General features: G+C 72.9%; 25 protein-coding genes and 1 pseudogene. 22 read left to right on the forward strand and 4 right to left on the reverse strand.

Features of this window, described 5'->3' with window-relative positions; genetic code table 11:
- Positions 1-259: 259 nt before the first annotated feature.
- The 9 genes from LV78_RS20575 (at position 260) to LV78_RS20615 (ending at position 11,328) form a co-directional block, all read left to right on the forward strand.
- Positions 260-1,960, forward strand: coding sequence for an ABC transporter family substrate-binding protein (locus LV78_RS20575; protein ID WP_253846883.1), 1,701 nt, complete (start codon positions 260-262; stop codon positions 1,958-1,960).
- A gap of 300 nt (positions 1,961-2,260) precedes the next feature.
- Positions 2,261-4,075, forward strand: a complete 1,815-nt coding sequence (locus LV78_RS20580; RefSeq protein ID WP_253846884.1) for an ABC transporter family substrate-binding protein — start codon at positions 2,261-2,263, stop codon at positions 4,073-4,075.
- 162 nt (positions 4,076-4,237) lie between these two features.
- Positions 4,238-5,236 (forward strand): ABC transporter permease, encoded by a 999-nt coding sequence (locus LV78_RS20585; RefSeq protein WP_253846885.1) that lies wholly within the window; start codon positions 4,238-4,240, stop codon positions 5,234-5,236.
- Position 5,237: 1 nt separating this feature from the next.
- Positions 5,238-6,176: an ABC transporter permease gene (locus LV78_RS20590; RefSeq protein WP_253846945.1), complete on the forward strand. Its 939-nt coding sequence runs from the start codon at positions 5,238-5,240 to the stop codon at positions 6,174-6,176.
- A complete protein-coding gene (locus LV78_RS20595) occupies positions 6,173-7,351 on the forward strand; it encodes an ABC transporter ATP-binding protein (RefSeq protein ID WP_253846886.1) in 1,179 nt (392 codons plus the stop codon). Before LV78_RS20590 ends, LV78_RS20595 begins: the two co-directional genes overlap by 4 nt.
- Complete coding sequence (locus LV78_RS20600) at positions 7,348-8,397, forward strand: ABC transporter ATP-binding protein (RefSeq protein ID WP_253846887.1); 1,050 nt, start codon at positions 7,348-7,350, stop codon at positions 8,395-8,397. Before LV78_RS20595 ends, LV78_RS20600 begins: the two co-directional genes overlap by 4 nt.
- 127 nt (positions 8,398-8,524) lie before the next feature.
- Positions 8,525-9,376 carry an N-acetyl-1-D-myo-inositol-2-amino-2-deoxy-alpha-D-glucopyranoside deacetylase gene (gene mshB, locus LV78_RS20605; protein ID WP_253846888.1) on the forward strand — a complete coding sequence of 284 codons (852 nt, stop codon included), beginning with the start codon at positions 8,525-8,527 and terminating at the stop codon, positions 9,374-9,376.
- A complete protein-coding gene (locus LV78_RS20610) occupies positions 9,376-9,849 on the forward strand; it encodes a hypothetical protein (protein WP_308208735.1) in 474 nt (157 codons plus the stop codon). The genes mshB and LV78_RS20610 overlap by 1 nt, the downstream gene beginning before the upstream one ends.
- A 276-nt stretch (positions 9,850-10,125) precedes the next feature.
- Complete coding sequence (locus LV78_RS20615; protein ID WP_253846889.1) at positions 10,126-11,328, forward strand: hypothetical protein; 1,203 nt, start codon at positions 10,126-10,128, stop codon at positions 11,326-11,328.
- Here the strand turns inward: LV78_RS20615 and LV78_RS20620 are convergent.
- Entirely contained in the window at positions 11,307-12,170 is an 864-nt protein-coding gene (locus tag LV78_RS20620) for a GNAT family N-acetyltransferase (RefSeq protein WP_253846890.1), read from the reverse strand. The genes LV78_RS20615 and LV78_RS20620 overlap by 22 nt on opposite strands.
- A gap of 158 nt (positions 12,171-12,328) precedes the next feature.
- Here LV78_RS20620 and fdxA point away from each other — a divergent pair, with 158 nt between their 5' ends.
- Positions 12,329-12,655: a ferredoxin gene (gene fdxA / locus LV78_RS20625; protein WP_253846891.1), complete on the forward strand. Its 327-nt coding sequence runs from the start codon at positions 12,329-12,331 to the stop codon at positions 12,653-12,655.
- Positions 12,652-13,743: a succinyldiaminopimelate transaminase gene (dapC, locus tag LV78_RS20630; RefSeq protein WP_253846892.1), complete on the forward strand. Its 1,092-nt coding sequence runs from the start codon at positions 12,652-12,654 to the stop codon at positions 13,741-13,743. The genes fdxA and dapC overlap by 4 nt, the downstream gene beginning before the upstream one ends.
- A 67-nt stretch (positions 13,744-13,810) precedes the next feature.
- Here dapC and dapD read toward each other — a convergent pair whose 3' ends face one another.
- A complete protein-coding gene (gene dapD, locus LV78_RS20635) occupies positions 13,811-14,785 on the reverse strand; it encodes a 2,3,4,5-tetrahydropyridine-2,6-dicarboxylate N-succinyltransferase (RefSeq protein ID WP_253846893.1) in 975 nt (324 codons plus the stop codon).
- A gap of 25 nt (positions 14,786-14,810) precedes the next feature.
- Between dapD and dapE the strand changes: the two genes are divergently transcribed.
- Genes dapE through LV78_RS20650 form a run of 3 tightly spaced genes read left to right on the forward strand, consistent with a single transcriptional unit; the run spans position 14,811 to position 17,210 of the window.
- Positions 14,811-15,881, forward strand: coding sequence for a succinyl-diaminopimelate desuccinylase (gene dapE / locus LV78_RS20640; RefSeq protein ID WP_253846894.1), 1,071 nt, complete (start codon positions 14,811-14,813; stop codon positions 15,879-15,881).
- Between the two features lie 19 nt (positions 15,882-15,900).
- Entirely contained in the window at positions 15,901-16,668 is a 768-nt protein-coding gene (locus LV78_RS20645; RefSeq protein WP_253846895.1) for an LOG family protein, read from the forward strand.
- Positions 16,668-17,210 carry an LOG family protein gene (locus tag LV78_RS20650; protein WP_253846896.1) on the forward strand — a complete coding sequence of 181 codons (543 nt, stop codon included), beginning with the start codon at positions 16,668-16,670 and terminating at the stop codon, positions 17,208-17,210. Before LV78_RS20645 ends, LV78_RS20650 begins: the two co-directional genes overlap by 1 nt.
- Before the next feature lie 65 nt (positions 17,211-17,275).
- Here LV78_RS20650 and LV78_RS20655 read toward each other — a convergent pair whose 3' ends face one another.
- Positions 17,276-18,820, reverse strand: coding sequence for a CocE/NonD family hydrolase (locus LV78_RS20655; RefSeq protein WP_253846897.1), 1,545 nt, complete (start codon positions 18,818-18,820; stop codon positions 17,276-17,278).
- A 93-nt stretch (positions 18,821-18,913) separates the two neighbouring features.
- On the opposite strand from LV78_RS20655, the gene folP reads away from it, so the two are divergent.
- The 5 genes and pseudogenes from folP (at position 18,914) to LV78_RS20680 (ending at position 21,898) form a co-directional block, all read left to right on the forward strand.
- On the forward strand, positions 18,914-19,774 hold the full coding sequence (gene folP / locus LV78_RS20660; RefSeq protein WP_253846898.1) for a dihydropteroate synthase: 861 nt from the start codon (positions 18,914-18,916) through the stop codon (positions 19,772-19,774).
- Between the two features lie 94 nt (positions 19,775-19,868).
- Positions 19,869-20,228, forward strand: a complete 360-nt coding sequence (locus tag LV78_RS20665) for a PadR family transcriptional regulator (RefSeq protein WP_253846899.1) — start codon at positions 19,869-19,871, stop codon at positions 20,226-20,228.
- 125 nt (positions 20,229-20,353) lie between these two features.
- Positions 20,354-20,662 (forward strand): annotated as a pseudogene (locus LV78_RS20670) (DivIVA domain-containing protein); the annotation flags it as partial.
- Positions 20,663-20,912: 250 nt separating this feature from the next.
- Positions 20,913-21,344 (forward strand): SRPBCC family protein, encoded by a 432-nt coding sequence (locus LV78_RS20675; protein ID WP_253846900.1) that lies wholly within the window; start codon positions 20,913-20,915, stop codon positions 21,342-21,344.
- 2 nt (positions 21,345-21,346) lie between these two features.
- Positions 21,347-21,898 carry a DNA-3-methyladenine glycosylase I gene (locus tag LV78_RS20680; RefSeq protein WP_308208737.1) on the forward strand — a complete coding sequence of 184 codons (552 nt, stop codon included), beginning with the start codon at positions 21,347-21,349 and terminating at the stop codon, positions 21,896-21,898.
- Here the strand turns inward: LV78_RS20680 and LV78_RS40885 are convergent.
- Positions 21,895-22,839, reverse strand: coding sequence for a TetR/AcrR family transcriptional regulator (locus LV78_RS40885; RefSeq protein WP_308208736.1), 945 nt, complete (start codon positions 22,837-22,839; stop codon positions 21,895-21,897). The two genes, LV78_RS20680 and LV78_RS40885, sit on opposite strands and share 4 nt — an antisense overlap.
- 118 nt (positions 22,840-22,957) lie before the next feature.
- Here LV78_RS40885 and LV78_RS20690 point away from each other — a divergent pair, with 118 nt between their 5' ends.
- From LV78_RS20690 to LV78_RS20700, 3 genes are all read left to right on the forward strand, one after another.
- Positions 22,958-24,001 (forward strand): medium chain dehydrogenase/reductase family protein, encoded by a 1,044-nt coding sequence (locus LV78_RS20690; protein ID WP_253846902.1) that lies wholly within the window; start codon positions 22,958-22,960, stop codon positions 23,999-24,001.
- Between the two features lie 2 nt (positions 24,002-24,003).
- Positions 24,004-24,573: a TetR/AcrR family transcriptional regulator gene (locus LV78_RS20695; protein WP_253846903.1), complete on the forward strand. Its 570-nt coding sequence runs from the start codon at positions 24,004-24,006 to the stop codon at positions 24,571-24,573.
- Between the two features lie 89 nt (positions 24,574-24,662).
- Positions 24,663-25,265: an ABC transporter permease gene (locus tag LV78_RS20700; RefSeq protein ID WP_253846904.1), complete on the forward strand. Its 603-nt coding sequence runs from the start codon at positions 24,663-24,665 to the stop codon at positions 25,263-25,265.
- Positions 25,266-25,334 lie beyond the last annotated feature (69 nt).

The following is a 25,334-nucleotide window of genomic DNA, read 5'->3' on the forward strand; positions in this document are numbered from 1 at the left end:
GGGCCGACCGGACGACGTCCGGTCGGCCCTCGGGCTTTTCCGGGGGCGTGCGTCCCACCGGGTGGGCGCGTGCGCCGAAGGTGAGCGCCCGTGCACCCTGCGTCCCTGTTGTCCGGACCACCCCGGCCGACCGGACAACCCCTCAGGCAGGCCGCTGACCAGGCAGGACAACCTCCGGGCGGGGGAGCGCCCGCGTCCGGTGGCGATGATCACCGGGGGTAGCGGTCGGTAGTCGGGGGCGGCGTGGGACCCTCAGGGCATGACCAGGCCCAGGGGTTTCCTCCGGCGCGCGGGGGTGCTCGCCGCGCTGCTGGCCCTGTCGGCGTGCTCGATCACCCCGCCACCGCCCCTGGTCCCCACCACGCCCGGTGTCACCGTGGTCCCCAAGGAGAAGCTGAACGAGGTCGTCGTCGGCGTCGACGAGGTCAAGGGCGGCTACAACCCGCACACCCTCGCCGCGCAGTCCACGGTCACCACCGCGCTGAGCAGCCTGCTGCTCCCGTCGACCTTCCGCTCCAACGCGGACGGCAGCCCCGCGCTCGACCGGACGCTGCTGGTGGCCGCCGAGGTCACCGGCGCCGCGCCGTACACGGTGACCTACACCCTGCGCCGGGACGCCTCCTGGTCGGACGCCGCGCCGATCGCCGCCGAGGACTTCGTCTACCTGTGGCAGCGGATGCGCTCCGAGCCCGGCGTGGTCAACCCGGCGGGCTACCGGCTGATCTCCGACATCCGCTCCCGCGAGGGCGGCAAGGTCGTCGAGGTCGTCTTCTCCGACCCCTACCCGGCGTGGCGCGACCTGTTCCGCGACCTGCTGCCCGCCCACCTGCTCAAGGACGCCCCCGGCGGCTGGTCCGCCGCGCTCACCGAGAGCTTCCCCGCCACGGCGGGCCCGTTCGCGGTGCGCACCCTCGACCAGCCGCGCGGCGAGATCATCCTGGAGCGCAGCGACCGCTACTGGGAGCAGCCCGCCGCCCTCGACCGGGTGATCCTGCGCCGGGCGAGCCAGTCCGCGACGCTCGACGCGCTGCGCAGCGGCGACGACCAGGTCGCGCTGGTCCGGGCCGACTCGATCACCACCGCGAACCTGGCGAAGCTCGCCGAGACCACCCCGCTGACCACCGAGGCCGTCCCCAGGGGCGAGGTGGTCCAGGTGCTGTTCCGCCCGGCGTCCCCCAACCTGGCCGACGTGAAGGTGCGCACCGCCGTGCGCGCGCTGCTCAACCGGGACGAGCTCATCGGCGTCGGCGCCAGGGGCGGACCTGGCGCCGCGCTGCGCGCCGACTCGCTCGTGGTCCCGCCGTCCAGGGCCGGGTACGTGGCCACCGCCCCGCAGGGCGGGGCCGACGCCGCCGCGCTGCTGACCGAGGCCGGTCTCACCCGTCCGGAGGGCGGGAGGTGGGGCCGCGACGGGCGCCCGCTGGAGCTGGTGATCGCCGCGCCCGCCGGTGTCGAGCCGTACGCGACGATCGCCAACCAGGTGCAACGCCAGCTGTCATTGTCCGGAATCGAGTCCGAGGTCCTGACAACGCCGCCGGACGAGTTGTTCGGCGAACTCCTGGCGGACCCCGGCGGTTCCGGTGGACAAGGTGATCGAACTGTCGACATCGCCGTTGTCCCGCTAGTCGGCTCCGGTGATTCCGGCACAGTTCTGGCGTCAGCTTTCGGCTGCCCCGAACCGGACAACACCGGATCTTCGACAGCCTTTCCGGGGAATCCCGCCGGTTTCTGCGACCCGGCCGTCCAGAAGATCGTCGACGAGGTCCTGACCGGCCGCCTGCTGCTGTCCGACGCGCTCGCCCAGGTCGAGCCGCTGCTCTGGCAGCAGGCCGTCTCCCTGCCGTTGTTCCAGGTGACGGACCTGCTCGTGGTGCTCCCCCAAGCGCAGGGGGTGGCCTCCGGCGCGCCCTTCTCCGGGCCCCTTTCCGGGGCCGCGACCTGGCGGAGGGAAGACCGTTGAAGCGCGTCACCGCACAAACCGGGGAACCTCCTGGTGCTCACCACGTCAGCCGGGCATTATTGACAGTATTCCCGTCAACCGGTTAACGAAGACCCCCGTCCGGTAACGACGGTGTAGCGCGCTGCTACCGGCGTGTCACCCTTTGGTCACGATCAAGCTCTGGGCAGTGACCATCCGTCTAACACCTTCTTATCGTTCGCACCGGTGTGTCGGTTCGGGGCGCGTTTGGCACATCAACGTTAAGGGTGTGGAGTCCGGTCAGAGGTCCGCTCCATCCCGGTGCTAGGAGGGCACGTGTCGATGAGGAGAAAGACCGTCTCGGCGTTCGCGCTGATGACCAGTGCGACGCTCTTGCTGAGCGCTTGCGGCGGCGGCGGCGCCGGCGGCGAGGGCGACGGCGGGCAGCAGGACTCGAACCCCGGTGCGATCGGGGGCCAGGACGAGATCTTCAAGCGTCCGGCCGTCGACGACATCGGCGAGGTCGCTATCGCCGTTGAAGAGGGCTTCAGCAACTACAACAACTTCACGGGTGCGACGAACAACTTCGCCAGCACCATGGCGTTGTCGAACGTGCAGCCCTCGCCGTACATCGTGGACCTGGTCGACGGCAAGGTCGTCATCAAGGTCGACGGCGACCTGATGGAGTCCATCAAGGTCACCTCGAGCGACCCGCAGGTCATCGAGTGGAAGGTCCGCAAGGAGGCGGTCTGGTCCGACGGCCAGCCGATCGACTGCAAGGACTTCCACCTGAAGTGGCTGGCGGCCACCAGCAAGGCCACCACGACGACCTCCGACGGCGAGTCCGCCTCGATCTTCGACGCGACCCCCACCGGCTACGAGGACATCTCGAAGCTGGAGTGCTCGGACGGCAACAAGACGATCACCACCACCTTCAGCAAGCCGTACGCCGACTACCGGGGCCTGTTCTCGCAGCCCGGCAGCGACGGCCTGCTCCCGGCCCACGTGCTGGAGCAGAAGGCGGGCATCGAGGACATCACCAAGGTCACCCCGGACCAGAACGACGAGACGGTCAAGAAGGCCGCCGAGTTCTTCACCAAGGGCTGGAACGGCTGGAACGCCGACGTCGCCCTCTCCGGTGGCCCGTACGTCATCACCTCGGCCGACCTGAGCGACCAGACGGTCCTCGAGCGCAACCCGAAGTGGTGGGGCAACAAGGGCGGCCCGTCCAAGGTCATCCTGAAGACGAACCGCGACGCCCAGTCCGCGGCTCAGCAGCTCCAGAACAAGGAAGTCCAGGCGATCGCGCCGCAGGCCGACAACGCCGTGGCGCAGCAGCTCCGGGGCAGCGACGCCTACACGGTCTTCGCCAGCGGTGGCCAGACCTACGAGCACATCGACCTGAACATGGCCAACCCGCTGTTCGCCCAGAACAAGGAGCTCCGCGAGGCCATCGCGATCTGCACCCCGCGGACCGAGATCGTCGAGAAGCTCGTCCAGGACGTGCAGCCGGGCGCCAAGCCCCTGGGCAGCCTGACCTTCATGCCCAACGAGGTCGGCTACGAGGACCACTACGCCGACCTGGCCGACGGTGACACCGAGGCCGCCAAGAAGGTCATGGAGGCCGGTGGCTGGACCCTGGGTGGCGACAACGTCTACACCAAGGGCGAGTTCCGCGCGTCCTTCAAGCTGAGCCACAAGACGATCACCCGTCGCGCGCAGACCGTGCGCCTGGTCCAGGCCTCCTGCGCCAAGGCGGGCATCGAGGTCATCGCCGACGAGTCGGCCGACTTCAACGACAAGCGCCTCCCGGCCTCCGAGTTCGAGGCCGCCCTGTTCGCGTGGGTCGGCGCCCCGCTGAAGGCCGGTGCGTTCGGCAACTACGCCCAGAAGTCCAAGGGCGGCTCGGCGAACTACAACAACTACGACTCGGCGACCGTCACCGACACGTGGGCGAAGGCGAACAGCGAGCTCGACTACGAGAAGCGCATCACGCTGATGAACGACGTCGACAAGGCCATGCGCGCCGACCTGGCGAGCATCCCGCTGTTCCAGCACACCGACTTCGCGGCCTCGTCCTCGGACTACAGCCCGGTCAGCTACATCGGTGTCGCGGGTGGCATCACGTGGAACCTGTACGCCTGGCAGAAGAAGTAGCCCTGAGCTGCTGCTGATCTGCTGAGCCGTCAGGCTCCAGCGCACGACCCATCCGTCCGGGGGGCCGGTGCACACCAGCACCGGTCCCCCGAACGCCGTCAGCATCCGGTAGGCCCCCACCACGTCCCCCGCGGGAGGGCCTAGGGAGACTAGAGACCTCGTATGTTCCGTTACGCCATCCGGCGGGTTCTGATCTCGATCCCGCTGTTGATCGTGGCTTCGTTCCTGTGCTTCGGGCTGACCACCGCCATGGGAGACCCCCTGGGCGAGTGGAAGCTCCAGAAGCCCCGCTCCGACGCGGAGATCGCCGCCGCCTACGAAATGACCGGTTACAACAAGCCCGTCGTCGAGCGCTACACCGACTGGGCGGGCAACTTCGTCACCGGCGACTGGGGCCAGACCGTCGTCCCCGGCAACGCGGGCAAGCCGGTCAAGGAGACCCTGCTCAAGGCCTTCGGCGTCACCCTCCGGCTGATCCTCGCCGCCGAGCTGATCGCCCTCGCCCTCGGCATCGCCGTCGGCGTCATCGGGGCGGTGAAGCAGTACTCGGTCTTCGACTACACGGCGACCGGCATATCGTTCGCCATGTTCTCGATGCCCCTGTTCTGCGTCGCCCTGGTGCTCAAAGCGGGCGGCATCGAGTTGAACAACTGGCTGGAATCGCTCGGCCTCGACCGCTGGATCATCACCGCCGGTCCGCCCGGCGACGGCTTCGGCGGCAGCTTCGGCGAGCAGGTGTTCCAGTACTCCGGCGCGTACCTGCTGCCCACCATCTCGCTGGTCGTCATCCAGTTCGCGCTCTACAGCCGCTTCCAGCGCGCCTCCATGCTCGACACCCTGAACGCCGACTACGTGCGCACCGCGCAGGCCAAGGGCATCTCGCAGGCGCGCACGATCTTCCGGCACGCGTTCCGCAACGCCCTGATCCCCGTGATCACGATGTCCTCGCTGAACATCGGCGCGGGCTTCGGCGGCGCGGTCATCACCGAGACGGTGTTCGGCTGGTCGGGCATGGGCAACTACATCGTCAAGGCCATCGAGAAGATCGAGCCCTACCAGGTGCTCGGCTTCATGATGCTGACGGCCATCTTCATCGTCCTGTTCAACCTGATCGCGGACATCCTGTACGCCTTCCTTGACCCGAGGATTCGCCTTGACTGACATGGGTTCCCCGCTGGCGCAGGCGCCCGCGCCCGAGAAGGCTGAGGCGAGCCAGTTCGACACGACCACCGCGAAGAAGCAGTGGAAGGTCATCCTCACCCGCTTCTCGCGGCACCGGGCGGCGCTGTTCGGCCTCGTGCTGTTCGTGGTCCTGGTGCTGTTCGCCTTCTTCGGCGGACTGCTGTGGCAGCACAGCTACACCGACCTGAGCTTCCGGCGGTACCTGCCGCCGAGCGCCGACCACCCCTTCGGCACCGACAGCCTCGGCGGCGACATGGTCGCCCAGATCATCCGGGGCACCCAGTTCTCCCTGCAGATCGCGATGGTCGTGGCGCTGGTGTCCACGGTGATCGGCGTCGTGCTGGGCGCGCTGGCCGGTTACCTCCGGGGCTGGGTCGACGCGCTGATCAGCCGGTTCATCGACCTGCTGCTGATCATCCCCAGCCTGGTCATCGCGGCCGTGCTGGTGCGCAGCAGCTTCGTGGCGACCATCTCCGGTGGTTCCAACTGGCTCGTCGTGGCCGTCTACCTCGGCCTCATCGGCTGGCTGTCCATCGCCCGCGTCATCCGCGGCATGGTGCTGTCGCTGCGCGAGAAGGAGTTCGTCGAGGCGGCCCGCGCCCTGGGCGCGAGCACGTGGCGGATCGTGTTCCGGCACATCCTGCCCAACACCATCGACGTGATCATCGTGAACGCCACGCTGGCGATCGCGCAGGCCGTGCTGCTGGAGGCGGCCCTGTCGTTCATCGGCCTCGGCGTGCAGAGCCCGGACACCTCGCTGGGCCTCATGATCAGCCTGAACAAGAACGAGCTGACGCTGCACCCGTGGCTGTTCTTCCTGCCGTTCGTGTTCATCGTGCTGATCTCGCTGGCGGTCAACTTCATCGGTGACGGCCTCAGGGACGCCTTCGACCCGCGGCAGAAGAGGGTTAAGGCATGAGTGAGTTGGACGACGTGATGGGCGCACCCAAGAAGGCGCAGAACGCCGCGGGCGAGAAGCTGCTGCGGGTGGAGAACCTGTCGGTGGACTTCCCGACCGAGGACGGCACCGTGCACGCAGTGCGCGACGTGTCGTTCACACTCGGCGCGGGCGAGGTCCTCGGCATCGTCGGCGAGTCGGGCTCGGGCAAGTCGGTGTCGTCGATGGCGGTCATGGGCCTGCTGCCCAAGACCGCCAAGATCGGCGGTTCGATCAAGTTCCGCGAGCAGGAGCTGGTCGGGCGGTCCTACAAGGGGATGCAGCCGGTTCGCGGCAACAACATCGCCATGATCTTCCAGGACCCGATGACCTCGATGAACCCGGTCTACACGGTGGGCTGGCAGCTCGCCGAGGCGTACCGGGCGCACCACAAGGTCTCGAAGAAGGCGGCGCTGGCCAAGGCCGTCGAGGCGCTGGAGCTCGTGGGCATCCCGCAGCCCGACCGGCGCGCCCAGCAGTACCCGCACGAGTTCTCCGGCGGCATGAGGCAGCGCGTGATGATCGCGATGGCGATCATCAACGACCCGGACGTGATCATCGCGGACGAGCCGACCACCGCGCTGGACGTCACCGTGCAGGCGCAGATCCTGGACACGCTGCTGCGCATCCGGGACGAGACGAACGCGGGCATCATGATCATCACCCACGACCTCGGCGTCGTGGCGGGCATGGTGGACCGCGTGCAGGTCATGTACGGCGGCACGGTCGTCGAGCAGGGCGGCGTCGACGAGGTCTTCGAGGCCCAGCGGATGCCCTACACCGTCGGCCTCATCGGCTCCATCCCGAACCCGCAGATGCTCGGCAGGCGGCTCACGCCCATCAAGGGCACCCCGCCGTCGCTGATGAACCTGCCCAAGGGCTGCCCGTTCTCGCCGCGCTGCCCGCTCGCGGTCGACCAGTGCCGGGAGACCGAGCCCCTGCTGCTGGAGACCGACCGGGCGAACCACTTCGCCCGCTGCCACCGCTCCGCCCACCTCGCCACCATCCCGAACCCCCAGCGGCTGTTCGCCACGGAGGAGATCGGCGTCGTGGAGAACCCGGCCGCACTGACCGCCGCGAATCCCGGCATCCCCGTCATCGAGGACGCCGCCGCGGTCGAGGCGCGCCTGCACGAAGGGGAGAACCCGACCTCATGAGCACCTCGACCGACACCTCCGCCCGGCAGCCCGGCGCGAGCCGCACCCCGCTGCTGGAGGTCAAGGACCTGGTCAAGGCCTTCCCCGTGCGCGGCGGCGGCATCATCCCCCGCACGGTCGGGCAGGTGCAGGCCGTCTCCGGCGTCACCTTCGACCTGCACGCGGGCGAGACGCTCGGCCTGGTCGGCGAGTCCGGCTGCGGCAAGTCCACCACCGGTCGCGCCATCCTCCAGCTGCACAAGCCCACCTCGGGCTCGGTGAAGTTCGAGGGCCGCGAGCTGACCAAGCTCAAGGGCGGCCAGCTGCGCGGCGTGCGCAGGGACATGCAGATCGTGTTCCAGGACCCGTACGCGTCGCTGAACCCGCGCTGGCAGATCAACGAGCTCATCTCCGAGCCGTTCAAGATCCACGGCGTGGACGGCGGCGAGGGCCGCAGCGTGCAGCAGCGGGTCAACGAGCTGATGGAGCTGGTCGGCCTCAACCCGGAGCACCGCAACCGCTACGCCCACGAGTTCTCCGGCGGTCAGCGTCAGCGCATCGGCATCGCCCGCGCGCTCGCGCTCAACCCGAAGCTGATCGTGCTGGACGAGCCGGTGTCCGCGCTGGACGTGTCCGTGCAGGCCGGTGTGGTCAACCTGCTGGAGGAGCTCCAGGAGCGCCTCGGGCTGGCCTACCTGTTCGTGGCGCACGACCTGTCCGTGGTGCGGCACATCTCCGACCGCGTCGCCGTGATGTACCTCGGCAAGATCGTCGAGATCGGCGACCGCGAGGAGATCTACAGCAAGCCGACGCACCCGTACACCCAGGCGCTGCTGTCGGCCGTGCCGGTGCCGGACCCGAAGCTGGAGCGCAGGCGCCAGCGGATCGTGCTCACCGGCGACGTGCCGTCCCCGGTGAACCCGCCGTCGGGCTGCCGGTTCCGCACCCGGTGCTGGAAGGCGCAGGACATCTGCGCGACCGAGGAGCCGAAGCTGGAGCGCAGGGCCGGTAGCCAGACCCTGTCGGCGTGCCACTTCGCCGAGGTGAAGCCGATGATCGTCGGTTAGTTGGCGGGTCGCTGACTGATCTTCAGCGCCCGCGCGGGGGTATCGCCCCGCGCGGGCGCTGTTGTGTTCCCGTGGAACGCCGGCCCGCCTCCGGGGTCTGCGGCGGCGCAACCTCTACGCTGGTCGGGTGACGCTCACCGCCCCACCCCGGTTGCTGCTGGTCCACGCGCACCCCGACGACGAGAGCCTGTGGACGGGCGGCACGATCGCCCGGTACGCGGCCGACGGCGTGCAGGTCACCGTGGTCACCTGCACCCTCGGCGAGGAGGGCGAGATCATCCCGCCCGCGCTGCGGGAACTCGCCGCCGACGCCGCCGACCAGCTCGGCGGTTACCGCGTCGCCGAGCTGCGCGCCGCGTGCGCCGCGCTCGGCGTGACCGACCACCGGTTCCTCGGCGGCCACGGCCGCTGGCGCGACTCCGGCATGGTCGGCACCGCCGCCAACGCCCACCCGCGCGCCTTCGTCGCCGGGTCGGCCCAGGAGCAGGCCGACGAGCTGCTCGCGATCATCAACGCGGTGAAGCCCCAGGTCGTGGTGACCTACGACGACTTCGGCGGTTACGGCCACCCGGACCACATCCGGGCCCACGAGATCACCACGGCGGCCGTCGCCGCGTCGAGCTGCGTGGAGCGGCTCTTCCACACCGTGACCTCGCGCGAGGAGACCGAGGCGGGCGCCCGCGAGCTGGCCTCGCTGGAGGACCTGCCGTTCCGGCTGCCCGAGCCCGGTGAGCTGCCCGCCGTGGACGACGCGGTCATCACCACCACGATCGACGTGTCCGAGCACCTGATGGCCAAGCTGCGGGCGCTGCGCGCGCACAGCACGCAGGTCACGGTGTGGCAGGGCGGCGCGGGCGGGGCCAGCTACGCGCTGTCCAACGGGATCGCCCAGCCGGTGCTGCCGAACGAGCACTACGTGCTGGCCAGCGGGCCCGCCGAGGGCGCGGAGCACGACCTGTTCGGCGGGCTGGGCGGCTGATGGCGGCCGACGACCGGACAGCGGGGGGACCGACCTCCGGCGGTAGTGCACCCGGCGGTGGCACGGCGGTCCGGCCGCCGTCGCGCGAGCGGATGGGGGCGGACGACCGGGTCGCCCACGTCGCGGTGCTGGTCCAGACGGCGGTGCTGGCGGTGCTGGAGCTGTTCTTCCTGCCGCTGCGCCTGGACGGCACCCTCCTGCCCGCCGTGGGCGGCTGGCCGTTCCCGATCTCGGTGGTGGTGGCGGCGGTCTCGATGCCGCTGCTGGTGATCGCGGCGTCGAGCTGCTCGCGCAAGATGTCGGTCGCCGCGTCGCCGCTGCTGGTGTGGCTGGCGGTGCTGCTGGTGCTGGGCGTGCTCGGGCCCGGTGGTGACGTGGTGCTGGCCAACGACTGGCGCACGCTGGCGCTGTTCGGCGCGGGCGCGCTGCCGGGCGCGGTGGCGCTGGGGGCGATCATGGGGCGACCGGCCTGAGGAGCGACCCTGCTGGCTTGAGGGTGACTTTGCTTGGAGGGCGGCCTGCTTGAGGGCCCCTGCATGAGGGCCCTTGAATGAGGGGCGGCCTGCTTGAGCGGGCGCTGAGATGGGCGCGGTCGAGTGGCGGCGCGGGTGCTCAGACGGGGTTGCCGAGGCGGGCGCACCGGGGCCGGGCGGGTGGCCGGTGGTTCGCGGGCGTGCTCGGGGGTAGGCGTTGGGTGTGGGCTCGTCCGGCGCCCGCCGGGCGGGTGCGGTGGGCGCGGGGAGGCTGGCGTGGGCGGCATAACCGATCGGGACGTGGTGCTGGCGCTGCGGCCGTTCGTCCGGGCGACCGGGCCGGTGCTGGCGGCGGTGCGGGACGTGGACCTGCTGGGGCTGCGCGAGCGCGAGATCGGCGCGGGCGCGGACCGCAAGGCCGTCGACCGGCTGTGGGACCAGCTGGCCGCGTTCCGGGTGCCGGGCACGGCCGCGTGGGCGGCGATGGACGTCGAGCAGCGCGACGACTGGTGGGCCAACCGCCTCGGCAGGCTGCTCGCCCTGCTGGCGGCCGTCCCCGGCGTCGGCGGCGCGCTGGCCGATCGCCTGCCGATCCAGTCCTCGCTCGGCGCTGCCGGGCAGGGGCTGCTGCTGGCGGCGTTCGCGGGGGAGCGGGGCGTCGACTCGGTCGAGGACCGGGTGCGGCTCATCGCGCACGTGCTGTTCCAGCGCGAGGTCGACGGCAGGCTCACCGACCCGGCCGACCGCGCCGAGGAGGACCGCCGCACCGCTGAACTGACCGCTGAGCTGACCGAAGCGATGCGCGAGGCCGACGCCGATGCCGACACCGTGGCGAACACCGAGGGCGCGCCCGGCAGTACCGGCGCAGTTGGCCCGGCAGCCGAGACCACCGCGAGTGGCACCGCAGGCGCGGCCGGCCCTGCTGACCCGGCTGCCGCGACCGGCTCGGCCGCCGCCGGCCCCCAACCACCCGCAGCCGGCCCCGAACTGATCGGTACCAGCCCCGAGGCGGGCAGTGCCGGCTTCGGGGCGGCAGGCGCCCTTCCCGGTTCGGCCGGTGCCGCCCCTGGTTCGGCCAGCACCGTCCCCGGTTCAGTAGGCACCGGCCCTGGTTCGGCAGGCACCGGCCCCGGTTCGGCCAGCACCGCCCCCGGTTCGGCAGGCCCCGGCCCCGAACCGGCCGGTTCCGCCCGGCCCGGAATCGGGCAGCGGGCCGCCGAGGGGGCCAAGGCCGGGGTCAAGGTGGTCGGGCGGGCGGTGTGGAAGCTCGCGCGGGTGCTCTGGTCGCTCGAGGGCGAGCTGGACAAGCGGCCCCAGGGGCGCTTGCACCACCAGGTCATCGGCATGTTGCCGCTGGTCGGGGCGGTCGGCGACTACTTCGGCGAGCGGCACGGCGGCAAGCGGGTGCGGCGGGAGGCGCTCGCCTGGTTCGCCGCCGAGGCCGCCCGGAAGGCCGCTCAGGACGACGGGCGCCAGTAGCGGTAGCGGTGGTGCTCCGCGCAGCCCAGCGACTCGTACAGGGCGATCGCGGGCTTGTTGTGCTCGGCCACCTGGAGCGCCAGCACGGTGGCCCCGCGCGCCGCGCCCCACGCCGCCAGCTCCGCCATCAGCGCCCGCGCCAGCCCCAGCCGCCGCGCCTCCTGGCGCACGGCCAGCCGCGCCACGTGCAGCACCTCGCCCACCACGGCCCCGCGCACCACCCCACCGGCCGCCGCACCACCGCCGAGCGCGCCGCCCGTCGGGCCGCCGAAGTCCTCCGCCCCCGACCCCGAACCGCCCACCGGCAGCGCGATCCCGAAGCTCACCGCCAGCCCCTCCGGGGCCAGCACGTGCCGCTGCGCGGGCGTCGGGTCGGGCTGCGCGGCCAGCTCCCACCAGCGCGCGTCCGGCTCCTCGGGCACCGACACCGCGTACCGGCCGCGCGCCACCCCGCCCACCGCGCCACCCACCGGACCGCCGTCCCGCTCCGTGGACCCGCCCCGCGCGTCCCCGAACCCCGTCAGCGGCCCGGTCATCACCAGCGACTCGACCCCTCCGGGGTGCTCGACATCCGGCTCCCACCCGGCTGCCGCCAGCCCCGCCTCGTGCTCCGACCCCAGCACCACGTGCGCCAGCGGCGGCACCCCCTGCTCGGCCGCGAACGCCCGCACCGACGCCAGCGCCGCGCCCAGCGGCACACCCGGATCGCCCGTGGTCAGGGCGCTGTTCGCCCGCCCGGTGAACCCGGCCGCCGCGCGCAGCCTCCACCCCCCGAGCGGGCGGTCGACGAGTGCGGGCCATGCGGCGGCGCAGCGCTGCTCCAGAACGGTGATCGGGTCCACCGCCACATCCTGCCGCACCCCCGCCCCGAAGCGAGGTCGTCCGTTCTGGCAGGTGGGATGGGAGTTTGATAAGGCGAGCCTCACCGGCGCGGCGGGCGCGCAGCCGCGTACCCTCCGCTGTGCGCGGTGTGGACTAAGAGACAGAGCAGGAGAGCGCAGTGACCTATGTGATCGCCCAGCCGTGCGTGGACGTGCTCGACAAGGCGTGCATCGAAGAGTGCCCCGTCGACTGCATCTACGAAGGCGACCGGATGCTCTACATCCACCCGGACGAGTGCGTCGACTGCGGTGCCTGCGAGCCGGTGTGCCCGGTGGAGGCCATCTACTACGAGGACGACGTCCCCGACGAGTGGGCCGCCTACACCAAGGCGAACGTGGACTTCTTCGACGACCTGGGCTCCCCCGGCGGCGCCTCCAAGGTCGGCAAGGTCTCGGCGGACCCGGCGTTCATCAAGGCCCTCCCGCCGCAGGCGTCCCACGAGTGACGCTCCACCGCTCGCTCCCGGACTTCCCCTGGGACTCGCTGGCCGACCACGCCGCCACGGCGCGCGCGCACCCCGGCGGTGTGGTCGACCTGTCCGTCGGCACGCCGGTCGACCCGGTGCCGGACGTGATCCAGCGGGCCCTGTCGTCGGTGTCGGCCGAACCGGGCTACCCGACCACGCACGGCACCCCCGAGCTGCGCGAGGCCGTCGTCGGGTCGATGGCCCGCCGCTACGGCGTCACCGGCCTGGACCCGGCCGCCGTGCTGCCGACCATCGGCTCGAAGGAGCTGGTGGCGTGGTTGCCGACGCTGCTCGGCGTCGGCCCCGGCGACGTGGTCGCGATCCCCGAGCTGGCCTACCCGACGTACGAGGTGGGGGCCCGGATCGCGGGCGCCGACGTGGTGCGGCTGGCGGACGGCGAGGCCCCGCCCGCAGGCGTGAAGCTGGTGTGGCTGAACTCCCCGTCCAACCCGACCGGCCGGGTGCTGGACGCCCCCGCGCTGGCGGACGCGGTCGCCGCCGCCCGCGAGGCGGGCGCGGTGGTCGCCTCGGACGAGTGCTACCTGGCGCTGCACTGGACGGCGGAGCCGCTCTCGGTGCTGGACGAGCGGGTCAGCGGCGGGTCGCCGGACGGCCTGCTCGCGGTCCACTCGCTGTCGAAGTCGTCCAGCCTCGCCGGCTACCGGGCGGGCTTCGTCACCGGCGACCCGGAGCTGGTGTCCGGGCTGCTGGAGGCGCGCAAGCACGCGGGCATGATCGTGCCGAGGCCCGTGCAGGCCGCGATCACGGCCGCGCTGGACGACGACGCGCACGTGGCCGACCAGCGCGAGCGGTACGGGAAGCGGCGCGAGCTGCTGCACGCGGCGCTCACCGGCGCGGGGTTCCGCGTCGACCACTCCGAGGCGGGCCTGTACCTGTGGGCCACCAGGGGCGAGGGCGCGTGGGACACCATCGCGTGGCTCGCTGACCGGGGCGTGCTGGCCGCGCCCGGCACGTTCTACGGCCCCGGCGGCTCCGAGCACGTCCGCGTCGCGCTGACCGCGAGCGACGAGCGGGTGGCGACCGCCGTGGAGCGGCTCGCCGAGTAGGTCCCCCGAGCACCGCGAGAGCCGGGTCGCAGCGCGGCGGCCCGGCTCTCGCGTTCGCGGAGGGGGATCAGTCGTTGGCGTGCAGGATCGAGTTCAGCTCGACCCCGGTGCCCTTGCGGGCCCGCACGCGCACCGCGCCGCTCACCGAGTCGCGGATGAACAGCAGGTTCGACACCCCGGACAGCTCGCTCGCCTTCACGACCGAGCCGTCGTCGCCGGTCACCTTCGACGCGGCCGTCACGTACAGCCCGGACTCCACGACGCAGTCGTCGCCCAGCGAGATGCCGATGCCCGCGTTCGCCCCGATCAGCGACCGCTCGCCCACCGAGATGACCTGCTTGCCGCCGCCGGACAGCGTGCCCATGATCGACGCGCCGCCGCCGACGTCGCTGCCGTCGCCGACCACGACCCCGGCCGAGATCCGGCCCTCCACCATGGACGAGCCGAGCGTGCCCGCGTTGAAGTTCACGAAGCCCTCGTGCATGACCGTCGTGCCCGCCGCCAGGTGCGCGCCCAGCCGCACCCGGTCCGCGTCCGCGATCCGCACGCCCGACGGCACCACGTAGTCCACCATCCGGGGGAACTTGTCCACCCCGTACACGGTGACCGCGCCGCGCCCGCGCAGCCGCAGGCGGGTGGCCTCGAAGCCCTCCACCGCGCACGGGCCGTGGTTGGTCCACACCACGTTGGTCAGCAGGCCGAACACGCCGTCCAGGTTCACCCCGTGCGGCCTGACCAGCCGGGACGAGAGCAGGTGCAGCCGCAGCCACACGTCGTAGGTGTCGGCGGGCGCGGAGTCCAGCGAGGCGATGCCCACGCGCACGCCCACGACCTCGACGTCGCGCTCCGCGTCGACGCCGAGCAGCTTCGCCGCGGCCTCGCCCAGCTCGGCCGCGACCTCGACCGGCGACAGCCGGGCGGTGCCCGCCTCGGCCTCGCCGAGCCGGGGCGCGGGGAACCAGGTGTCCAGCACGGTCCCGTCGGAGGTCACGGTCGCCAGTCCGACGCCGTGCGCGCCGGTGGTGGTGTCTTCGGTGCTCACAGCACTGAACGGTAACGTGCCGGGCGTGGCCGACACCCTTGACCTCTCCGCCGATCCCGTCACGCTGACCACCGCGCTGGTCGACGTCCCCAGCGTCTCCGGGGACGAGCAGCGCATCGCCGACCTGGTCGAGCGGTCCCTGCGCGAGCAGACCGGCCTGGAGGTCGTCCGCTCCGGCAACACCGTCCTGGCCCGCACGAACCTCGGCCGCGAGCGGCGCGTCGTGCTCGCCGGGCACCTGGACACGGTGCCGGTCAACGACAACCTGCCGTCCCGGCTGGAGGACGGCGTGCTGCACGGCCTCGGCACGGTGGACATGAAGGGCGGCGACGCGGTCATGCTGGCCCTCGCGGGCACGCTCACCGACCCGCGCCACGACCTCACGTTCGTGTTCTACGACTGCGAGGAGGTCGAGGCCAGCCGCAACGGCCTCGGCCGGATCGAGCGCGAGCTGCCCGAGTGGATGAGCGGCGACCTGGCGATCGTGTGCGAGCCGTCCAACGGCGTCATCGAGGCGGGCTGCCAGGGCACCATCCGGGTCCAGGTGCGGGCCACCGGCAAGCGCGCCCACACCGCGCGCGGCTGGATGGGCGTCAACGCCATCCACCTGCTCGGCGACGCCATCGCCCGGCTGCGCGACCACGAGTCGCGGGTGGTGGAGATCGACGGCTGCACCTACCGCGAGGGCGTGCAGGCCGTGGGCATCACCGGCGGCGTCTCCGGCAACGTCGTGCCGGACGAGTGCGTGCTGACCGTGAACCACCGCTTCGCCCCCGACCGCACCCCCGCGCAGGCCGAGGCCTACCTGCGGGAGCTGTTCGACGGCTACGAGGTCACCGTCACCGACTTCGCCGCGGGCGCCCTGCCCGGCCTCGCCTCGCCCGCCGCGCGCGAGCTGGTCGAGGCGGCGGGCGGCGCCCCGGTCGCCAAGCTCGGCTGGACCGACGTGGCCCGCTTCGCCGCGCTCGGCACGCCCGCCGTGAACTTCGGCCCCGGCGACCCGCTGCTCGCCCACACGCAGCAGGAGAACGTCCGGGTGAACGAGATCGGACACTGCTACGAAGTCCTGTCGCGCTTCCTCAGCGCGATGCCCTGACCGGTCTAGACTCCGGCCAATGAGCGAGAACGGCGTGGACGAGCACCCGCAGGAGAAGCGGCGCGGCCCCGTGGTGCTGCGCCGCGAGCGCAACACGGAGCTCACCACGACGGACCAGCGCCTGCTCGACTCGCGCGGCCCCAGCGACTGGGTGCACACCGACCCGTGGCGGGTGCTGCGCATCCAGGCCGAGTTCGTGGAGGGCTTCGGCGCGCTCGCGGGCATCCCGAGCGCCGTCACCGTGTTCGGCTCGGCCCGCACCGAGCGCGCCCACCCCGAGTACGAGGTGGGCAGGCAGCTCGGCGGCGCGCTCGCCGAGGCCGGGTTCGCGGTCATCACCGGCGGCGGTCCCGGCGCGATGGAGGCGGTGAACCGGGGCTGCTCCGAGGCGGGCGGCTACTCGGTCGGCCTCGGCATCGAGCTGCCGTTCGAGCAGGGCCTGAACCCGTGGGTCGACCTCGGCGTGAACTTCCGCTACTTCTTCGTCCGCAAGACCATGTTCATCAAGTACTCGCAGGCGTTCATCTGCCTGCCCGGCGGCTTCGGCACCCTGGACGAGCTGTTCGAGGCGCTGACCCTGGTGCAGACCAAGAAGGTCACCAAGTTCCCGGTCGTCCTGTTCGGCCGGTCCTACTGGCAGGGCCTGTACGACTGGGTGCGGGACTCGGTGCTGGACAGCGGGAAGATCGGCGACAAGGACCTGGCGCTGCTGCACCTGACCGACGACGTCGAGGACGCCGTCCGGGTCGTCAAGGAGGCGCACCAGGCGTGGGGGGAGGCGCACTGATGGGCGGGCTGACCGTGACGGTGTACTGCGGCTCGCTGAGCACCGTGCCGCAGAGCTACCTGGACCTGGCGGGCGACGTCGGCAAGCGGATCGCGGGCCGGGGCTGGGACCTGGCCTGGGGCGGCGGCAAGCGGTCCATGATGGGCGCGGTGGCGCAGGCCGTGCGCGACGGCGGCAGGCGCACCACCGGCGTGATCCCCCGGTCACTGGTGGAGCGCGAGTGGGCCGACACCGACGCCGACGACCTGCTCGTGGTCGAGACCATGCGCGACCGCAAGGCGCTCATGGAGGCGCACGGCGACGCGTTCCTGGCGCTGCCGGGCGGGATCGGCACGCTGGAGGAGCTGTTCGAGGTCTGGACCTCGCGGACGCTGTCGATGCACGCCAAGCCGGTGGTGCTGCTGGACGTGGACGGGCACTACGCCGGGCTGGTGCGGTGGCTGGAGGAGCTGCGCGACCGGGGGTTCGTCGCGCCCGCCGCGATGGGGATGCTGACCATCACCGACGACGTGGACGCCGCGCTGGACGCCTGCGCGAGCTGACGGGTCCGCGACCGGTCTTTTGGGAAGAGCGCCCCGGCTTTCCCGCCGGGGCGCTCTTCGCTCGTTCAGCCCGAGAACGGCACCTCCAGGGTCGACCCGGCGCCGATCGCCACGGCCGCGCCGCGCGTGCCGACGCTGCCGTACCGGCCGTCGGCGGTGTCCACCACCAGCGCCAGCCGGTTGCCCGCGCCCACCTGCCACAGCGCGGGTTCCAGCTCCAGGTCGACCACCCGGCTCCCGGCCTGGACCACCACCGGCTTGTGGCTGATCAGCGCGCCGAGCCCGAGCCCGTTCACCTCGTACAGGTAGGCGAACAGCGAGGTCTCGGCCGCCGCCGTCACGGTCAGCCGCACCTTCGGCGTGCCGCCGACGAACGCGCTCGACCGCAGCGCCGGGCCCGTCCACACCGCCGCGCCCGACCGGTCCACCAGCGGCAGCGCCACCCCGGTCGGGATCTTCAGGAACGCCTGGAGCGCGCCGCTCACCAGCACGGCGCCGCTGTCCGCGACGGTGGCCCGCCCGGCGCCGAAACCGGTCTCCGCCAACGGGATCGACTCGCGCGCGGTGGTGACCGCCGACCACGACGGGTAGGTCCGCCACGCGCCGCCGTTGTTGGGGCGCAACCACACCGGGGCCTCCCGGTCGACCCCGTTGGCGACGCCGCGCAGGTGGTGGTCGAACCAGCGGCCGACCGCGTCCCACACCTCGTTGGGCAGCCCGGCGGCCCCGAACAGCTCGGACGTGGCGTGGTCGCCCGGCGTGAGCAGCAGCCGCTTCGGGCCGGTGAGCTTCGCGAACAGGTCGGTGATCTGGCTCGGCGGGAACAGGCCGTCGTTCCAGGCGTTGCCGATCAGCACGGCCGCGCGGCTGAGCGCCGGGACCTTCGTGGACGGCGAGCGGGGCGGCGAGATCGGCACGACGTCCTCGAACCGGCCCTCCCGGTACGCGGTCTCGGCGTCCCTGAGCACCTGGCCGGGGCGGCCGGTGAGCTTGCCCGCCGTGAGCAGCAGGTCGACGGCCTGGGAGCTGACGGTGCTGTTGGGGTAGAGCGACTGCGCGAGGTCGGACCAGGTGCTCAGGGCGGCCACGGCCTTGACCCTGGGGTCGGCGGCAGCGGCGAGCAGCGACTGGCCGCCGCCGTAGGAGATCCCGGCGACGCCGATCCTGGCCGGGTCCGCGTCCAGGTTCGCGATGCCCCAGTCGATGACGCGGCTGACGTCGGCGACCGTCGCGGTCCCGGCGACGTCGATCTCGCCGCCGGAGTCGTGGAAGCCCCGGCTGGTGTAGCTGATCACCGCGTAACCGGAGCGGTAGGCGAGCTTGGCGGCGGCGCCGACGTACTCGATGCCGCTGACCGCCCAGCTGGACGGCATCACCAGGAGCGGGAACGGGCCCGTGCCGGTGGGGGTGACCACGAAGGCGCGCAGCGGGGTGCCGCCCTCGCCGGTGATGGTGCGGTAGGTGATCGAGGCGACCTGGGCCTCGCTGGCGGTGGCGGGTGCGGCGGGCGCGGCGGTGGCCGTCGCGGTGGCGGGGAGCAGGAGCAGGGGGGCGAGCAGCAGGGCGAGTGATCGGCGCACCAGGTCCTCCTTGACCGTGAGCTGGATCACGCAGGGTGCGGCCGAGTCAAGTGGCGGCTACTGGCGGGTAGCAAGATCCTGTGAGGCAGCTCACATTCTGCGGTGGCGTGGCACGATGCCCCCATGCGGTTCGGCACACGCGACGTCCCCACAGACCGCGCGCTGGTCATGGCGATCGTCAATCGGACGCGGGACTCCTTCTACGACCGGGGCGCCACCTTCACCGACACCGCCGCGCTCGCCGCCGTGGACCGGGCGGTCGCCGAGGGCGCGGACATCGTCGACATCGGCGGGGTGCGCGCGGGCGCCAGGGGCGAGCACGTCGACGCCGCCGAGGAGGCGCGCCGGGTCGTCCCGTTCGTCGCCCAGGTCAGGGAGCGGCACCCGGACCTGGTGATCAGCGTCGACACCTGGCGGCACGAGGTCGGCCGGGCGGTCTGCGAGGCGGGCGCCGACCTGATCAACGACACCTGGGCGGGCGCCGACCCGAAGCTGGCCGAGGTCGCCGCCGAGTTCGGCGTCGGCATCGTCTGCTCGCACACCGGCGGCCTGCCGCCCCGGACCGACCCGCACCGCGTCCGGTACGCCGACGTGGTCGCCTCGGTCGCCGAGGAGCTGGTGGCCAGGGCCGAGCTGGTGACCTCGCTGGGCGTGCCCAGGGCGGGCGTGCTCATCGACCCGACCCACGACTTCGGCAAGAACACCTGGCACGGCCTGGAACTGCTGCGGCGGCTGGACGAGCTGGTCGCCACCGGCTGGCCGGTGCTGATGGCGCTGTCCAACAAGGACTTCATCGGCGAGACCCTGGACGCGGACGTCGGCGACCGGGTGGACGGCACCCTCGCCGCCACGGCGGTGGCCGCGCGGAGCGGCGCGCGGGTGTTCCGCGCCCACGAGGTCCGCCGGACCCGCCAGGCGGTGGAGGTGGTCGCGGCCATCGCGGGCACCCGACCGCCCGCGCGGGCGCTGCGGGCGCTGGCGTAGCGGGCGGGGCTCGGCGGGCGCTGGCTCGGCGGGCGCTGCCCGACCGGGTTCTCCGGCTGTGGTCCGGTGAGCGGAAACCATAAACTCCGAACGCATGAAGTCCGACGCGCTGCGCGGTCACCTGGAAGGTCTCCTGCTGGCCACGCTGGACGGCGCGAAGCTCCACGGCTACGCGATCATCGAGGCCCTCCAGCTCCGCAGCGGCGGCGCGCTCGACCTGCCCACCGGCACCGTCTACCCGGCGCTGCGCAGGCTGGAGGCCGCCCGCCTGGTGGCCAGCGAGTGGAGCACCGTCGGCGGCAGGCAGCGCCGCACCTACCACCTCACCGAGCGGGGCAGGCTGGCGCTGGCCGCCGAGCGCGCCGAGTGGCGGCGCTTCGCGGCGACGATCGAGGGCGTGCTGTCCCCGCCGGACCTGACGGCGGCCGGCGTGACGGCGGCGGCGCCCGGCTGATCCGGCCCACCGGCGCTCGCGGGCGGCGCCCACCCCCCCCGGTGGCGCGGGCCCGAAGTCGTTCGCGGGCGTGACGCGCCGCAGTGGTGTGTGCGCTGCCGGTGGTGTGTGCCACGATCGTCGGTGTGACCACAGCGCTCCTCTACCTCGTCGTCATGGCACTAGTCGCCGCGGTGGTGTTCCTGCTGGCCTCACTGCTGTTCGGGCGCGGGGAGGAGATGGCGCCGCTGCCACCGGGCGCGTCCCCGACCAGGCTGCCCGCCGACCGGGTGACCCCCGAGGACGTCCGCGCGCTCCGGTTCCAGCTGGTGCTGCGCGGCTACAAGATGTCCGAGGTCGACTGGGCGCTCGGCAGGCTGGCCGGCGAGGTCGAGCGGCTGCGCGAGCGGGTCGCCGAGCTGGAGGAGCTGGTGCCCGAGGGCGCGCTCCGCGACCGGGACGCCGCCGAGTCGGCCGAGATCGGGCCCGGTGTGGCCCGACCCGAGAAGCGGGTGGCCGAACCTGGCGTCGCCGGGACCGCCGTCCCCGAGTCCGGTGCCGCCGAGGCCGGAACCGTCGAGCCCCGTGCCGCTGAGCCCACCCCCGAGTCCGCCGCCGCCGGGACCGAGCCCGGTGGGTCCGGGCAGGCGGGCGCCACCCCCGGCGCCACCACCGACCCGGCCGAGCCCGCGCGGGAACCCCAGCGTGACCCGGCTTGAGCTGACCGTCCCGGTCGCCGCGCCCGCGAGCCGGACCTGGGCCGCCGTCACCGACTGGGAGCGCCAGGGCGAGTGGATCCTGGCCACCTCCGTCCGCGTCACCTCCGGGCCGGGACGGGCGGTCGGCGACGAGTTCACCGCGATCACCGGCATCGGCCGGTTCGGCGTCGTGGACCCCATGCGGATCACCCGGTGGGAGCCGCCGTCGCTGTGCGCGGTCGAGCACCTCGGGCGGGTGGTGCGGGGGACCGGCGAGTTCCGCGTCGCCCCGGCGGGGGAGTCGGCCTCCGAGTTCACCTGGGTCGAGGACGTGGTGCTGCCCGCGATCGCGCGACCGGCGGTGCTCGCGGGCGTCCGGTACTCGCTCACCCGGTTCGCCAGGTTCGCCGAGCGCTACCGCGTCGACGGGGAGGGGTGAGCGTGGTCCAGCGCTGCGCGTGGGGCGACTCCAGCCCCGACTACGCCGAGTACCACGACACCGAGTGGGGCGTCGAGCTGCACGGCGGGACCGAGCTGTTCGAGCGGATGTGCCTGGAGTCGTTCCAGTCCGGGCTGTCCTGGATCACGATCCTGCGCAAGCGGGAGAACTTCCGGACCGCGTTCGACGGGTTCGACCCGAAGCTCGTCGCCGCCTACGACGGGGACGACGTCACCCGGCTGATGGGTGACGCGGGGATCGTCCGCAACCGGGCCAAGATCGTCGCGGCGATCGGCAACGCGGCGGCGGTGCTCGCGCTCGACGAGCCGCTCGACGGGCTGCTCTGGTCGTTCGCCCCGACCGGGCCGAGGACGCGCCCGGCGACCCTCGCCGACGTCCCGGCGATCACGCCCGAGTCGACGGCCATGGCGAAGGCGCTCAAGCGCGCGGGCTTCGTGTTCCTCGGCCCGACCACCTGCTACGCGCTGATGCAGGCCACCGGCATGGTCGACGACCACGTCGAGACCTGCTTCCGCGCCCGGAAGGCCGACTAGGGCGCGGTCTGCCCGGCTCCGGTGAAGTGCGCGAGCGCGCCGATGATCCGGAGCTCGATGTCGTCCGGCCAGGGGAACGTGCGGGTGACCGAGCGCTGGTGGGCGAGCCCGTGCAGGCCCATCCACAGCGCCACGGCGTCGGCGAACAGGTCGTCGCTGGTCGCCTGCCCGGCCGCCACGCACGCGTCCAGCCCCGCGACCAGCACCTCCAGCGGCTCGTTGCCGAGCGCGACCAGCTCCTCGGCGGTGATCGACGTGGTGTCCAGGTCGGGCATCCACAGCCCGCCGAACATGGTCCGGTACCGGCCGGGGTGGGCGCGGGCGATCTCCAGGTAGGCCAGGCAGATCGCGACCAGCCGCGCGCGCGGGTCGGTCTCCAGGTCGCGGGCCTCGCGCAGCTGGGCGGCCAACCCCTCGAACTCCCGGCGCACCACCGCCAGCATGATCGACGGCTGGTCGGGGAAGTGCGGGTAGATGGACGGCGCGGCGATGCCGATCCGCCGCGCGACGGACCGCAGCGTGACCGCCCGCTCGTCGCCCTCCTCGTCCAGGATCGCGGTGGCGGCGTCGACGATCTCCTCCCGCAGCTTGGCGCCCTCACCGCGCCGGTTGCGCCTGCGGGCGGGCTTGCGGGCCGGGGTCTCGGCCGCGCCGTCACCCAGCGCACCGCCGTTGCCGGTCGCACCGCCGTCGCCCGTCGCACCGTCGCCGGTAGCACTGCGGTCGCCGGTCGCGCCCTCGCCGGTCGCGCCGCTGTCTCCGGCCGCGTGCGAGGCGTCCGCGCCTGCGGCCTGCGGGCCAGTGCCCGCGCCTGCACCCGCCTCCGCGCCCGCACCCGCGTCCGCGTCCCGCGCGCCCGCGCTCACCCCCGCGTCGTGCGCGCCCACGCCCGTGACCTGGGTTTCCGCTGTCTCCGACACCCCTGAGCTGCTGTTCTCCACCGCGTAACCATACACCGTGAAGTTTATGGGTGTTAGGACTTGCGCGCCATGAACTAACGCCTGTAGCTTTACGGCTGTAAGCACAACGACCCCACCACAACCTCCCAGGAGAGATCCCATGACCAGCGCCACCGCCACCCGCGCCACCGAGGTCGTCCTCCCCGCCGCGGTCGAGCCGGAGGGCCTCCAGGTCCGCGTCCGCGACCTCCCCGCCCTCGCCGACGGCCAGGTGGTCCTGCGCATGGACGCCACCGGCGTCTCGTTCGCCGAGCAGCAGATGCGCCGGGGCAAGTACTACGACCAGCCCGCGTTCCCCTTCGTCCCCGGCTACGACGTGGTCGGCACGGTCGTCGCCACCGGCCCCGGCGCGGACCCCGCCCTCACCGGCAAGCGGTTCGCCGCCGTCACCAAGATCGGCGCGTGGGCCAGCCACCTGGTGCTCGACGCCGCCGACTTGGTCCCCGTCCCGGACGGCCTCGACGCGGCCGAGGTCGAGACCCTGGTGGTCAACGGGATCACCGCGTGGCAGATGCTGCACCGGGTCGCCAAGGCCCGCGCCGGGGCCACGGTCGTCGTGCTCGGCGCGAACGGCGGCGTCGGCAGCACCCTCGTCCAGCTCGCGAAGCACGCCGGGATGACGGTCATCGGCACCGCCTCGCCCCGCCACCACGACGCCGTCCGAGCCCTCGGCGCCACCCCGGTCGACTACCGCGACCCGGCCGTGCACGACCGCATCCGCGAGCTGGCCCCCGACGGCGTGGACGCCGTGTTCGACCACGTCGGCGGCAAGGGCCTGACCGAGTCCTGGAAGCTGCTGCGCAAGGGCGGCACGCTCGTCTCCTACGGCACCGCCGCCACCAAGGACGTCGAGGGCAGCTCGCAGCTCCCGGTCCTGGCCCTGTTCGCCCAGCTCGCCCTGTGGAACTACTCGCCCAACGGCAAGGGCGCGCACTTCTACAACTTCTGGGCGGGCCTGCGCAACCGCGCGGAGTTCCGCCGCAAGCTCGCCGAGGACCTCACCCAGGTGCTGCGGCTGCTCGCGGAGGGCGTGCTCACCGCGAAGGTCGCCGCCCGGTTCCCGCTGTCCGACGCCTCCGCCGCGCTCGCGCTCGCCGAGTCCAGGACCGTGCTGGGCAAGGTCGTCATCGTCCCCGAGGTGTGACCGTGACCCGGCCGCGCGGGCGCAGGGGCCAGGGCGCGCTGCTGCGGGACGAGATCCTGGCCGCCGCGACCCGCCTGCTCGACCTGGGCGGCGAGCGCCTGGTCACCCTGCGGGCCGTGGCCCGCGAAGCGGGCATCACCGCCCCGTCGATCTACCCGCACTTCCCCGACCCGCCCTCGGTCCTGAGGGCCGCGGCGGACGCGGGCCGCGCCGAGCTCGGCGCCGTGCTCGCCGCCTCGGCCGCACGCTCGGCGGACCCCCGGCGCGGGCTGCACGACGCGTGCCGCGCCTACCTGGACTTCGCCACCACCCGCCCCGGCTGCTACCGGGTCATGTCCGACCACCCGGACGAGACCGACCCTGGGGCCCCGACCACCGGCCACCTGGCGCTCCTGATCGCCGAGTGCGCCGCGACCGGCCGCTCCACCAGCACCGACCCGGAGGCCGACGCGCTGGCCCTGTGGCTGGGCCTGCACGGCATCGCCCACCAGCGCGCGGCGCACCGGCTGTTCCCGTGGCCCGCAGACCTGGTGCCCGACCTGGTCACCGCGCTCTCCGGCGCCACCCGCTGACCCGCGCCACTCGGCTCCGCAGCACACGGCTCCGCAGCACGACTTCGCAGCACGAACCCCACCGCACGGCCCCACTCCCAGGAGGAACCATGTCCGCCACCACGATCGCCGCCCCCGTCCCGGCCACCAGGCCCCGCGAGGTCGACAGCCGCGCCGCGTACGCCGCGTTCGGCTTCGCCTACGTCTTCGGCCACGGCGGTGCGGCCCTGTCCCACGGCGCGGACCCGCTCCTGGCCCTGCCCGGCTGGCTGCCGACCGCGTTCCTGGCGACGGGCCTGGCGGCGGGCACGGTCCTGAGCACCGTCGCCGCCGTCCGGGCCAAGAAGGGCCTCGGCAAACCCGAGGCCACCACCGCCTCGCTGCTCGGAGCCATCTGGGTGACCGGCTTCGCCGCGCTGTTCCTGCTGATCACCGCGCTGGCCGACCTGACCGGCTCGCCCGACCTGCAGAGCGTCCTGTGGCCGACCGGGTCCGCGCTGGTGGTGGGCCTGATCTACCTGGCCGAGGGCTCGGCCAGGCGCAACACCCTGCACTACGCCCTCGGCACCTGGCTCGCCCTGCTGGCGGGCGCGGCGATCTTCCTGGACGGCTCGGGCCTGTTCTCGCTGCTGGCGGTCGCGGGCGGCGGCGCGTACCTCGTCGCGGCGCTGCTGGAGCGCCGCAGGCTGGTCGGCGCGGGCGCGCTCGCCTGACCCCGAACCGCCCGCCCCGATCTCGAACCGCACCGCCCCGAGCGCGGCCGGGTCCCGGCGCCGATCCGG

This window comes from Actinosynnema pretiosum, assembly GCF_024171695.1.
GTDB classification, from domain to species: Bacteria; Actinomycetota; Actinomycetes; order Mycobacteriales; family Pseudonocardiaceae; genus Actinosynnema; species Actinosynnema pretiosum.

Bases quoted from the DNA above. Each gene is read 5' to 3' on its own strand.
- LV78_RS20575 (WP_253846883.1), top strand. From the start codon at position 260: ATGACCAGGCCCAGGGGTTTCCTCCGGCGCGCGGGGGTGCTCGCCGCG.
- LV78_RS20580 (WP_253846884.1), top strand. From the start codon at position 2,261: ATGAGGAGAAAGACCGTCTCGGCGTTCGCGCTGATGACCAGTGCGACG.
- LV78_RS20585 (WP_253846885.1), top strand. From the start codon at position 4,238: ATGTTCCGTTACGCCATCCGGCGGGTTCTGATCTCGATCCCGCTGTTG.
- LV78_RS20590 (WP_253846945.1), top strand. From the start codon at position 5,238: ATGGGTTCCCCGCTGGCGCAGGCGCCCGCGCCCGAGAAGGCTGAGGCG.
- LV78_RS20595 (WP_253846886.1), top strand. From the start codon at position 6,173: ATGAGTGAGTTGGACGACGTGATGGGCGCACCCAAGAAGGCGCAGAAC.
- LV78_RS20600 (WP_253846887.1), top strand. From the start codon at position 7,348: ATGAGCACCTCGACCGACACCTCCGCCCGGCAGCCCGGCGCGAGCCGC.
- LV78_RS20610 (WP_308208735.1), top strand. From the start codon at position 9,376: ATGGCGGCCGACGACCGGACAGCGGGGGGACCGACCTCCGGCGGTAGT.
- LV78_RS20645 (WP_253846895.1), top strand. From the start codon at position 15,901: ATGAGCGAGAACGGCGTGGACGAGCACCCGCAGGAGAAGCGGCGCGGC.
- LV78_RS20650 (WP_253846896.1), top strand. From the start codon at position 16,668: ATGGGCGGGCTGACCGTGACGGTGTACTGCGGCTCGCTGAGCACCGTG.
- folP (WP_253846898.1), top strand. From the start codon at position 18,914: ATGCGGTTCGGCACACGCGACGTCCCCACAGACCGCGCGCTGGTCATG.
- LV78_RS20665 (WP_253846899.1), top strand. From the start codon at position 19,869: ATGAAGTCCGACGCGCTGCGCGGTCACCTGGAAGGTCTCCTGCTGGCC.
- LV78_RS20690 (WP_253846902.1), top strand. From the start codon at position 22,958: ATGACCAGCGCCACCGCCACCCGCGCCACCGAGGTCGTCCTCCCCGCC.
- LV78_RS20700 (WP_253846904.1), top strand. From the start codon at position 24,663: ATGTCCGCCACCACGATCGCCGCCCCCGTCCCGGCCACCAGGCCCCGC.